This window comes from Nonomuraea sp. N2-4H, assembly GCF_045291505.1.
In the GTDB taxonomy this organism is placed as follows: domain Bacteria; phylum Actinomycetota; class Actinomycetes; order Streptosporangiales; family Streptosporangiaceae; genus Nonomuraea; species Nonomuraea fastidiosa.
In genome coordinates this window covers 2,685,092-2,696,690 of the sequence record NZ_CP147987.1, presented here as the reverse complement: position 1 = coordinate 2,696,690, position 11,599 = coordinate 2,685,092, and the positions used below count along the sequence as shown (strand labels likewise).

The following is an 11,599-nucleotide window of genomic DNA, read 5'->3' as shown; positions in this document are numbered from 1 at the left end:
AGCCCCATCGCCTCCGGGCACGTCACTCCCCCACCTCCAGCAGTTCCGCGGCCTCGGCGTCGCTGAGCGCCGAGAGTTGCTCGATCACCAGCCGCTCGACCGCGGCCGCGAGCCCGGCGACGGTCGGGTGGTCGAACACCGTGCGGATCGGCACCTCCGTCTCGACCGCGTTGCGCAGCAGGGCCGCGACCCGGGTGGCGAGCAGGGAGTGCCCGCCCAGGGCGAAGAAGTCGTCGTGGGCCCCGACCGTCTCCAGGCCGAGCAGCTCGCGCCAGACTTCGGCCACGAGCACCTCGGCGTCGGTGCGCGGGGCCACGTACTCCGCGGCGGGTCCTGGCTCGGGCGCGGGCAGGGCCGCCACGTCCACCTTGCCGGTGATCGTGAGCGGCAGCTCCGGCAGGCTCACCCAGGCCGTGGGCACGAGATGGGCCGGCAGGGCCGCGGCCAGGCGTGCCCGCAGCTCGTCCGGTTCGGCCGGCCCGGCCACGTACGCGGCCAGCCGTTCCCCGTCCGCCGTCACCACCGCCTGCCGGACACCGGGCTGGGCCAGCAGCACGGCCTCCACCTCGCCCGGCTCCACCCGGAAGCCGCGCACCTTCACCTGGGCGTCGAACCGGCCCAGGAACTCCAGCGTCCCGTCCCGCCGCCACCGCACCCGGTCGCCGGTCCGGTAGAGCCGGGAGCCGGGCGGGCCGAAAGGATCGGGGACGAACCGGTCGGCCGTCAGCGCCGGGCGCCCCAGGTAGCCCCTCGCCAGCCCCGCCCCGCCCAGGCACAGCTCGCCGGGGCAGCCGGGCGGTACGGGCTCGCCGTACGGGCCGAGGACGTGCGCGGTCGTGCCGGCGATCGGCCGCCCGATGGGCGGGCGCCCCACGGTGTCGGCCGCGCCGAGGTCGTGGGCCGTGGCGATGATGGTGCCCTCGGTCGGCCCGTAGGTGTTGATCAGGCGTACCCGGTCGCCGAACCGCTCCCGCCACCTGGCCACCGCCGCCGCGTGCACCTGCTCGCCACCGAGGATCACCAGCCGCAGCGGCTCCGGCCAGGTCACGTCGCCGAGCGCCTCGGTGAGCCGGTGCCAGTAGGCGGTCGGCAGGTCCAGCACGCTCACCTGCCGGCAGGCCGGTGTGCGCAGCACGTCGGGCAGCGAGGCGGCGCCGTCGGGCAGGAGCAGCACGCTCGCGCCCGCCGTCAGCGCCGGGTACAGCTCCTCGGCGTGCGCGTCGAAGCTGAGCGAGGCGAACTGCGCGACCCGGTCGTCCGGCCCGATCTCGTACGCCTGCCGCATCCAGTGCACGCGCGCCGCCAGGCTGCCGTGCTCGACCAGCACCCCCTTCGGCCGGCCCGTCGAGCCCGAGGTGTAGATCACGTACGCGGGGTCGTCCGGCTCGACCGGGTCCCAGTCGCCGTACCAGTGGGAATCGCCTGGCCCTGTCTCGTCGCCGGCGACGAGCACGACCGTCTCTCCCGGCAGCCGCGATGCGAGCCCGGCGTCGGTCACCACCAGCCGGGCGGCGCTGTCTGCGATCAGGAACGCGAGCCGTTCGTCGGGGTAGGCGGGATCGAGCGGCAGGTAGGCGCCCCCGGCCCGCCACACGGCCAGCAGGGCCACGATGGCCTCGGCCGACCGTTCCAGGCAGACGCCGACCACGCATCCATCGGCGACGCCGCGCCGCCGCAGGGCCGCCGCGAGCCGCGCCACCTTGGCGTCGAGCTGCGCGTAGCTCATCGCCTCGCCGCCCCACAGCAGCGCCGTGGCGTCGGGGTGCGCGGCCATGGCCCGCCTGATGAGCGCGGGCACGCTCTCCCCGTCGCCGGGGACGGCCGATCGGGACGCCGTGAGCAGGGCCGTGTCGGCCTCCGTCAGCAGGGGCAACCGGGAGATCGGGGTCTCGGGGGCGTCCGCGATGCCCTGGAGCAGGGTCTCGAGCCGGGCGGCCAGCCCTTCCACGGTGTCCGCCCGATACCGGGTGGCGTCGTAGCCGAACACCGCGAGCAGCCCTCGCTCGTTGCGCCAGAACTCCAGCGACAGCTCGAACTTGGCCTGCCGGTACCCGCCGTCGAACAGCTCCACCCCGAGGTCGCCGACCCGCTCGGGCGGAGTCCCCTCCCCCGCCTGGCTGTGCAGAATGATCATGGTGCTGAGCAGCGGATTGCGGTTCAGGTCGCGGGGCACGCCCAGCTCGCCGATGAGCCGTTCGAAGGGGACGGTCCTGTGGGCGTGCGCGTCGAGCACGGTACGCCGGGTCGCGTCCAGCAGCTCGGCGAAGAGCGGATCCCCGGACAGGTCGCCGCGCAGCACCAGCGTGTCGGTGAGGTAGCCGATGACCGGCTCCAGCTCCATCCGGTCCCTGGTCGCCCACGGGGTGCCGACCAGGATGTCGTCCTGCCCGGTGTGCCGGGCCAGCAGCACCTGGTAGGCGGCGACCAGCACCATGAACAGCGACGCGTTGTGCTCCTGCGCGATCCGTTCCAGCCGGGTCACCAGCTCCGCGGGCACCGTGAAGGTGTGGAAGGCGCCCTCGGGCCGCTCGCCTCCCGGCAGGTCGGCGGGCAGGTCGAGCACGGGCGGGTCGGCGAGCTGGTCGCGCCAGTAGGCCAGCGACTCCTCGGAGTCCTGTTCCCGCTGCCACAGGGCGACGTCGCCGTACTGGATCCTCAGCGGCGGGAGCTCGGCGTCCCTGTCCTGGTAAAGGGCGAACAGGTCGTCGAACAGGATGCCGAGCGACGTTCCGTCCGCGATGATGTGGTGCAGCACGAAGCAGAGCACGTGATCGCCGGGCCCGAGCCGGAGCAGGCTGATCCGCAGGGGCGGCGCCTGCGCCAGGTCGAACGGCGCGTTCGTGCGCTCGGCGACGAGCCGCAGCGCCTCGGATTCCGCGCCCGGCGATCCCGCCAGGTCGATGCGCTCGACGGTCACGGGGCCCGGCGGGTGGATGACCGTGATCGGCGCGCCGTCCACGTCGGCGAACGACGTGCGCAGGCTCTCGTGCCTGGCCACCACCGCGTCCAGCGCCTCCTGCAGCGCGCCGGTGTCCAGCTCGCCCCGCAGCCGCAGCACCAGATACATGTTGTACGAGGCGTCGTCCGGGTCGAACTTCTGCAGGAACCACAGGCGTTCCTGGACGAACGACAGCGGCGGGACGACCCCCTCGGGACGCGGCCGGATCTCCGCCGCCGGGCGGTCACCCTGCAGCCGGACGATCTCCTCGACGACCCCCTGGATGGTCGGATCGTCGAAGAAGGCGTCCAGCGACACGTCCACGCCCAGGCTCTCCCTGATCCTGGCCGAGATCTGGGTGATGGTGAGCGAGTGCCCGCCGAGGTCGAACAGGTCGTCGTCGATGCCGACGTCGTCCAGCTCCAGCACCTCGCACCAGATCCGCCGCACCTCCTCGACCAGCGCCCCGCCGCCGGAGCCCGGCGGCGCGGCTTGCTGTGCCGATTCGGCTTGCTGTGCCAGTTCGGTTCTCTGTGGCGGCTCGGTTGTGCGCGGCGGCTCGGGGAGCGCGGCGCGGTCCAGCTTGCCGATCGGGTTGAGCGGGAGGGCGTCCAGCAGGACGTACGCGCTCGGCAGCGTGGCGGCGGGCAGGGTCCTGGCCAGGTGGGCGGCCAGATCGCCGGCGTCGGGTTCGCCCTGGGCGGGGACGACGTAGGCGATCAGGCGGTGGTCGTCCGTTCCCTCGCCACGGACGACCACCGCGGCCTCGCCCACCTGGGGGTGCTCGCGCAGCCTGGCCTCGATCTCGCCGAGCTCGATCCGGTGGCCGAGCAGCTTGACCTGGCCGTCCCTGCGGCCGAGGAATTCGATCTCGCCGTCGTCCCGGTAGCGGGCCATGTCGCCGGTGCGATAGAGCCGCGCTCCTGGTGGGCCGAAGGGGTCGGGGACGAAGCGTTCCGCCGTGAGCGCCGGTCTGCCCCGGTAGCCGCGCGCCACCCCGGCCCCGCCGATGCACAGCTCGCCCGCGACACCCTGGGGAACCGGCCGCAGTGCCTCGTCGAGCAGGTAGATCCGGGTGTTGGCGAGGGGGCGGCCGATGGTGACGACGTCGCCGTCGCCCGGCTCGCCGTACGTGCTCCAGATCGTGGTCTCCGTCGGGCCGTAGACGTTGACGACGCGGGGGAAGCGCTCGCGTAACTCCTGCGCGAGCCGGGGCGGCAGCGCCTCTCCCCCGGTCAGCGCGGTCACGCCGGCCAGGCCGCCGGGCAGCAGCAGCCGCCACACCGACGGCGTGGCCTGGACGTGCGTGACGCCCTGTTCGGCGACCAGCCGGGCCAGCGCCTCCGGCTGCCGTACGGCGCCGTGCGGCGCGACGACGACCCGGCCGCCGGTGATCAGCGGCAGGTACAGTTCCAGTGCGCTGATGTCGAACGCGGGCGAGGTGAGCGCGAGCCAGGCGTCGGCGGGTCCCGACTCGAGCCGGTCGCGCATGGCCAGCAGCAGGTTGGCCAGGTTGCCGTGGTCGACCTCGACGCCCTCGGCAGGCCCGTCGAGCCCGAGGTGTAGATCACGTAGGCCGAGTCGCCGGGTCGTACCGGCTCCGCGAGCCGCTCCCCCGTCTCCAGGGACGCGCGGTCCACCAGCATCACCGGCCAGGGCAGCGCGTCCGTCTCGGACAGCACCAGCACGGGACGGGCGTCGTCCACGATCATGGCGAGCCGTTCCGCCGGGTGGTCGGGGTCGAGCGGCAGGTACGCGGCTCCCGCCTTGTGCACGGCGAGCAGGCTCACCAGCAGCAGGTCGGAGCGGCGCAGGTGCACGGCGACCAGCTCGCCTCGCCCGGCCCCTGCCTGCCTGATCCTGGCGGCCAGCCGCCCGGCCGCCGCGTCCAGCTCGGCGTACGTGAGCGTCCTGCCGTCGAAGGTGACGGCGCACGCGCCGGGACGGGCCCGCACCTGCTCGGCGAACAGGCTCGGCAGCGTCGCATCGGCGGGGTAGGCGACCTCGGTGTCGTTCCACTCGACGAGCATCCGCCGCGCCTGCTCCGCCGGCATGACGTCCAGCTCGCCCAGGCACGTGCCGGGATCGTCGGCGGCGTGGCGCAGCAGGGCGCGCAGGCCGTCGGCGAAGCGGGCCGCGACGTCGCGGTCCACGGCCGCCGGGTCGTAGCGCACGCACAGGGCAAGCCCGCCGGGGCCGTCCACGATCTGCAGGTGCAGCGGGTTCCGCGCGCCGCCCGCGAACATCATGCGGTCCACGGTGACCGTCAGGCCGGGGAAGACGGGGTCGGGCTCCTGCCTGCGATAGCTGATCGAGACGGGCAGTGCCGCTCGTCTCGGCGGCGCCTGGCGGAACCGGTACACCGCGCGCAGCTCGTCTCGCAGCTCGCCGACGAACGCGCGGAAGGTCTGCCCGCCTTCCGGCCGGGAGTGCACGGGCAGCTCGTTGACGAACGCGCCGATGTGGTCGCGGGTCTCGGGGCCGCGGGTGGTGACGTCGACGGCGACCGCCACGTGCTCCGCGCCGTACCGGAACAGCAGCGCGTGCACGCCGGCCAGCAGCACCTCGAAGGTCGAGGCGCCGGTCGCCGCCGCGGCCTTGCGCGCCGAGCGGGTCAGCTCGTGGTCGAGCCCGGCGTCGATCTGCTCGCCGGGCCCGTACCGCCGCCCGGTGCGCCGCTGCCCCGGCAGCATGACCTCGCCCGGCTCGCGTGCGGCCCAGAACTCGCCGGCCTCCGCCAGCACGTCCGCCGCGGGCTCCTGCCAGGTGAGCGGCAGCGGCGTCGGGGACTCGGATCTGTAGGCCGCGGCGAGGTCGCGTACCAGGATGTCCTTGGAGATGCCGTCGAAGACCAGATGGTGGGCGACGAACAGCAGCAGATGCCGCCGCTCCCCCGCCCGCGCGAGCGTGAACCGGGCGAGCGGCCCCTTCTCCAGGTCGAACGGCCGCGCGCTCTCCTCCCGGATCAGCCGGTCGGGATCGGTCCGGCCGGCGACAGTCACGGACGGTCGCGCGGCGGGGACCAGCCGGAGCCCGTCGCCGCTCTCCGCGACGGCGGTGGCGAGCACCGGATGCCGGGCGGCCATCGCTTCGCACGCGCCGAGCAGCGCGGCCACGTCGAGGTCGCCGTCGAACCACACGGCGAGCGGCATGTGGTACGCCGTTCCCGCTCCCATGCGCTCGCCGACCCATATGTCCTGCTGGACGTACGAGGCCGGCACGCTCTCCTGGCAGTGCGTCATGTGCGTTCTTCCTGTGATCGTGGTCAGGTGGCGTCGGGCCGGAGCAGGTCGAGCAGCCGCGACTTCACCACCTTGCCGAGGTGGTTCTTCGGCAGTTCGGGGACGAACAGCAGCCGGCTCGGCAGCTCGTGCCTGGCCAGCCGGTCCATCAGGAACGTCCGCAGGTCGGCGGCGCTGACCGGCGACCTGGTCACGACGGCGGCCGCGGTGACCCGGCCGAGCACCGGATGCGGCACCCCGACCACGGCGGCCTCGGCGACCGACGGATGCTCGTACAGCGCGGCCTCCACCTGCAGCGTGGACACCTTGTGCGCGCCGGATTTGATGACGTCGCTCTCCCGGTCGACGAGGTAGAGGTAGCCGTCCGCGTCGAGGTAGCCGACGTCGCCCATGCGCACCCAGCCGTCACGGAAGACGGTCTCGCTCAGCCCGCGGTCGCGGTAGTAGGAGCGGGTGCCGACAGGTGAGCGCAGCCACACCTCGCCGGTCTCCCCGGTCTTCGCGGGCCGCCCGTCCGGGCCGACGATCTTGAGGTCGCCGCCCGAGTGGGGCCGTCCCACCGAGGCCGGCCGCGTGGGGTCCACGATCATCACGGTCTGCGCCGGAGCGGCCTCGGTCGAGGTGTAGTAGTTGACGATCGTCGCCTTCGGGAACGCCTTCGCCATGCCGGCCGCGACGGCGGGCGGCAGGCTCGCCGCGGTGGATCCCAGCAGCCGCACGCTCGACAGGTCGTGCCGCTCGTGGACGCGGGCGTTGAGCAGTTCGATGGCCATGGCGGGCACCACGAAGACCGTCCCCACCCGGTACGACTCGATCAGCCGGGCGAAGCGGGCGGGCGTGAAGCGCGGCATGGTCAGCGCGGCGGGGCGGGCGCCCAGGGAGTTGACGAGCATGGTCTGGCCGGCGTTGCTGCCGATGGGGAAGGCGTGCAGGAAGTGCCGGGAGTGCAGGAGGCTGCGGCGCTTGGGGTCGGCGGACAGCCCGTAGGCGAGGTTGGCGTGGGTGGCGCCGACGCCCTTGGCCTTGCCGGTGGTGCCGGAGGTGTAGATGATCTGCGCCAGCCCGCCGGGTTGCAAGTCCCCGCGCACCGGGCTCTCGTCCGCCTGATCCAGGTCCGCCGGCGTGCCCCGCCAGCCGCCCACGTCCGGTGGATCGATCCCGGGGCCGTGCAGGACGGCGCTCACGGAGCAGTCGGTCAGCGCGTGGCGTAACTCGGCGGGGGCCAGCCGCGCGGACAGCGGCACGGCGACGCAGCCGGCTCGCATCACCCCGCACCAGGCGACGGCGAGGTCGATCCAGTCCCGCTCGTCGAACACCAGGCCGACCCGCTGCCCGCCCGCCAGGCCGCGTTCGATCAGCGCGCGGGCGACCGCGTTGGAGCGCCGGTCCCATGCGCCGAACGTGAGCGTCCCGACCTCGGCCACCACGAGCGCCGGGCTCTCGGGCTGCTCTTGGGCGCGGCGCGCGAGGAGATCCGGCACGAGCAGCCCAGCGTTACCCTTCACCACGGTGAGTGACCGAAACGTTTCGTGACCATGGCCCGCTTCCCTTGACTCGAATTCCACGCAGATCACGCCTAATACGGCCGCCCCGAAAACCGTATGGTCCGAAGAATAGGCAATTCGCGCGAGCAACAACAGAGGGAAACTTTAAGAAGTTGTCCGAAACTTTCAGAGGCGGCGGCTCCGGCCGGTGGCCCGCTCGCGGCCCTTCGAACGGGCTCGATCGCATCCCCTGCGGGATTGCATCGTTCCAAGTCTTCAGCGTGGCCGACGCCCGTCAGCGAGCTGATCGCTTCTCTCCGGCGCGTGGTCCGGATGGCCGGGTCCGGCCCCGCGCGTCACAGGTCGGCGCAGACGTCGCGGTAGGGCACGTCCTTCAGGTACTGACGCCACTCCTGGCCGGTGAGCGTACGGCCCGCTCGCTCGCACACGAGCCTGGCCACGCCCTGCGCCCCGACCGGGATGGTGGTGACGGTGTGTTCGCCGTTGCCGGAGACGTACAGGGTCTGGTCGTCGGCGCTGAAGGCGAGCCGGTCGAGGATGCCGATGGGGAAGGAGCCGAGGCGCTCACGGGCGGCGACGTCCCAGACCTGGACGCTGTAGACGTCGTTGAACGTCTCCCCCATGGACCTGCCGATCAAGGCGATGAGGGAGCCGTCGTGGCTGAACCGCATGGCCTCGACCTGGGCTTCGCTCGCCACGCGCAGCGCGGGCGGCAGCTCGGCGCCCTTGGTGAGGTCCCACAGCTCGACCGTCCCTGAGCCGAGTGCGAGCAGCGGCTCCGTGGGACTGACCGCGACGACCTGGCCCGCGCGGCCGAAGCCGGGCCCTGTGGCCTTGCCGGTGCGCAGGTCGTACACGGTCCCGGTGCCGGTCACCACGGCCGTGCCGTCGGATGTGGGCTCGATCGAGCCGGTGGAGGTGGCGAGGGCGTGCCGGGCGAGCACCCGGCCGGTGCCCGCGTCGAGGACGATCAGCTCGTTGCGGGCGTCGCGCTCGCTCTGCTCCGTCAGCGAGAGCACCAGGCTGCGGCCGTCCGGCGTGAACGCCTTCGCCAGCACGCCCTGCCGGCGCGGCACCGGGTACCGCCACAGGCGGCGGCCGGAGGTCACGTCCCAGAGCCCGACAGAGGAGTCGAGGGCTTCGGCGGCCAGCCGCCGGCCCGCCGGGTCGAACACCGCTCCGGTCGCGCCCCCGCTGCCCTCCATCGGAGCTCCGAGGCGGCGGCCGTCCCACAGGCGCAGCGGCTCCGGCCCTTTGGCGGTGGCGGCCAGGCGGCCGTTCCCGGCGAACGCGACGACCTGCTGGCCGCCGGGCAGCCGGGCCGAGGTCAGGCGGGAGCCGAGGTCGGCGGTGATGGTGGAGTTGTCGAGCAGGTAGCGGACGGTGTGGCCGTCGCGTTCCAGCCAGGCGTCCTCGGGCTCGCCTTCTGCGTGGTAGACGGCCAGTTCGTCGCCGCCGGCGGCGTCCCACAGGTGCAGGGTGCTGCCCTCGACGCCGAGCAGGCGGCGGCCGTCGGGGCTGATCCGCAGCCGCCCACCCGGCAGGTACCTCGCCGCCGACGGCTGCCAGAACGGCCGGTCCTCGTCAGGGACCTTGGTCCCGGTGGCGAGGTCCCAGGCGGTGATGTCGCCGTTCGCGCAGAGCAGCCGCCTGCCGTCGGGCGTGAACGCCACCACCGAGCCGCACGTCTTCGGGATGCGGGCGTGGACCTTGAGGTCGGGCAGGTGGATCACTTTGAGCCCGCGCTGGTTCATCTCGACCCCGGCGATGTAGTCGCCGGACGGCGCGATCGCCGGGGTGTGCTCGGCCCACAGGCGTGGCGTGTAGGACGCGCCCGTTCTGGTGTCCCAGAGGAATTCCAGCGTGTTCTCGCGCATGACGGCGGCCAGGCTCTCGTGGCCGTCGAAGACGACGTGCACGCCGGGACTGCCCTCGGTGACGCGGTGCTCGCGCAGCTTCTTGCCGGTGGCGGTGTCCCAGGCGGTGGCGGTCTGCCTGCTGACGACGACTAGGGTGCGGCCGCTCGGGCTGAGCGCCGCCGCGGTCGGCAGCATGTCCATCCCCTCAGGCCACGGCCAGAACGCGGTCTGCCGCCCCGCGGGCACGTCGTAGACCCGTACGCCGTCCTCCCCTGCGATGGCGCGGACACGCCCGCCGGCCGCCGACGCCGCGGCCGAGACGCCCTTGGCGCCCGGGTCGCGGAAGACGCCGCTCTCCGGCATGGTCAGCGACGTGGTGAGGCTGCGCCGGGTGTCGGAGCCGGGGGCCAGCCGCCAGCCGGCCACGCTGAGCAGCATCGCCTTGACCGGGTCGGTGGTCCGCAGCCGGTCGGCCTCCGCCGCGACCTGCCGCCCGACGGCCTGGTCGCGCTGGCGTGCCACCACGCGGCTCTGCTCGGCCACCTGCCTGCCCTGCAGCACGGCGATGCCGCCCGCCGCGAGCGCCACCGCGAGCAGCCCGGCCAGCGCCGCCGTGGTCAGCCGCCTGCGGCGCACGCGCCGCCTGGCCAGGCCGGTGCCGGCGGCGAGGAAGTCGCGTTCGCGCGGGGTCAGCGTGATGTGCCGGCGTCCGGTGGCGGCCCAGGTCAGCGCCTCGTCCAGGCGGCTGCCCTGGAGCAGGTCGGCGTCCTTGCGGCCGTTGTCGTCCCAGTGGCGGGCGGCGTCGCTGATCCTGGCGAGCACGGCGAGGCCGTCGCGGTCGCCGTCCACCCAGATCCGCAGCCGGGGCCAGGCGCGCAGCAGCGCCGGACGCGACAGCCGTACGGCGTCGTCCTGCTGCGTCACCAGGTAGGAGAACGCCTTGAGTATGTGCTCGATGGCCTGGACCTCGCGTTCTGAGCGGCCGGCGAGCAGGTCCTCTTTGAGCGCGTGGCGTACGGTCTCGTGGCCGTCGTCGGTCACCGTCACCAGGCGGAGGAAGACCGCGGCGGCCAGCTCGCGCTCGTCGGGGGTGAGCGCGCCGTAGGCGTCCTCGGCGATCGTGCCGAGCGCCGGGTCGGCCTGCTCGGGCACGTGCACGCCCGCCGCCGCCCTGCTGCCCGCCTCCAGCAGCGGGACACCGACGCCGCCGACCAGGGCGAGCAGCAGGTCGCGGGCGGCCGGACGGGCCGCCGGGTCCTTCTCCAGCGCGGCCGAGACCAGCAAGGCCAGCGCAGGCGGCAGCGCGCTCAGGTCGGGGTGGTGCGACAGCACGCGGTGCATGACGCCGCCCAGATTGTCGGCCCTGAACGGGTCCTCGCCGGTGGCGGCGAACACCACGATCGCGCCCCAGGCGAACACGTCGGCCGGCGCTCCCGCGCGCTGCCCGGTGAACACCTCGGGCGCCATGTACGTGGGCGTGCCCGCCACCTCGCCGGTCCTGGTCAGCGACATCTCCAGGGTGCGCGCGATGCCGAAGTCGATGACGCGCGGGCCGTCGGCGCTGAGCAGCACGTTGTCCGGCTTCAGGTCGCGGTGGATCACCCCGGCCTCGTGCACGGCGGTCAGCGCGGTGGCGATCGCGGTGGCCAGCCGGTGCAGGTCGTCGCCGGTGAACCTGCGTCCCCGCTCGACCACCCGGCGCAGGCTCGGGCCCGGCACGTACTCGCTGACGATGTACGGCCGCTCGCCCGACATGTCGCAGCCCAGCACCCGCGCCGTGCAGAACGACGCCACCCGCCGCGCCGCCGTCGCCTCCTTGGCGAACCGGTCGCGGCTCGCCTGGTCGTCGACCGCGTGCAGCACCTTGAGCGCGACCCTGCGCCCCTCCCCGTCATAGGCGTCATAGACGACGCCCTGGCCGCCGGAGCCGAGCCGCCCGGCGATCCAGTAGTCCCCGATCCGCTGCGGATCCCCAGCGGTGAGCGCTTCCACGGCGAGTTAGATGCGCGCGTGGCCGCCGTGGTTCCTGAAGCTCTTCCTCGTGGACGTGTCCGG

The 11,599-nt window shown here is 73.7% G+C and carries 2 protein-coding genes and 1 pseudogene; all 3 read right to left on the bottom strand.

Annotated elements, in window-relative coordinates; genetic code table 11:
• Nucleotides 1–22: 22 nt before the first annotated feature.
• Nucleotides 23–6,159, bottom strand: a pseudogene (locus tag WBK31_RS12085) (amino acid adenylation domain-containing protein); the annotation flags it as partial.
• A gap of 44 nt (nt 6,160–6,203) precedes the next feature.
• Nucleotides 6,204–7,685: an AMP-binding protein gene (locus WBK31_RS12080; protein WP_364069968.1), complete on the bottom strand. Its 1,482-nt coding sequence runs from the start codon at nt 7,683–7,685 to the stop codon at nt 6,204–6,206.
• A gap of 335 nt (nt 7,686–8,020) precedes the next feature.
• Nucleotides 8,021–11,536, bottom strand: coding sequence for a protein kinase domain-containing protein (locus WBK31_RS12075; protein WP_406674816.1), 3,516 nt, complete (start codon nt 11,534–11,536; stop codon nt 8,021–8,023).
• Nucleotides 11,537–11,599: the final 63 nt, after the last annotated feature.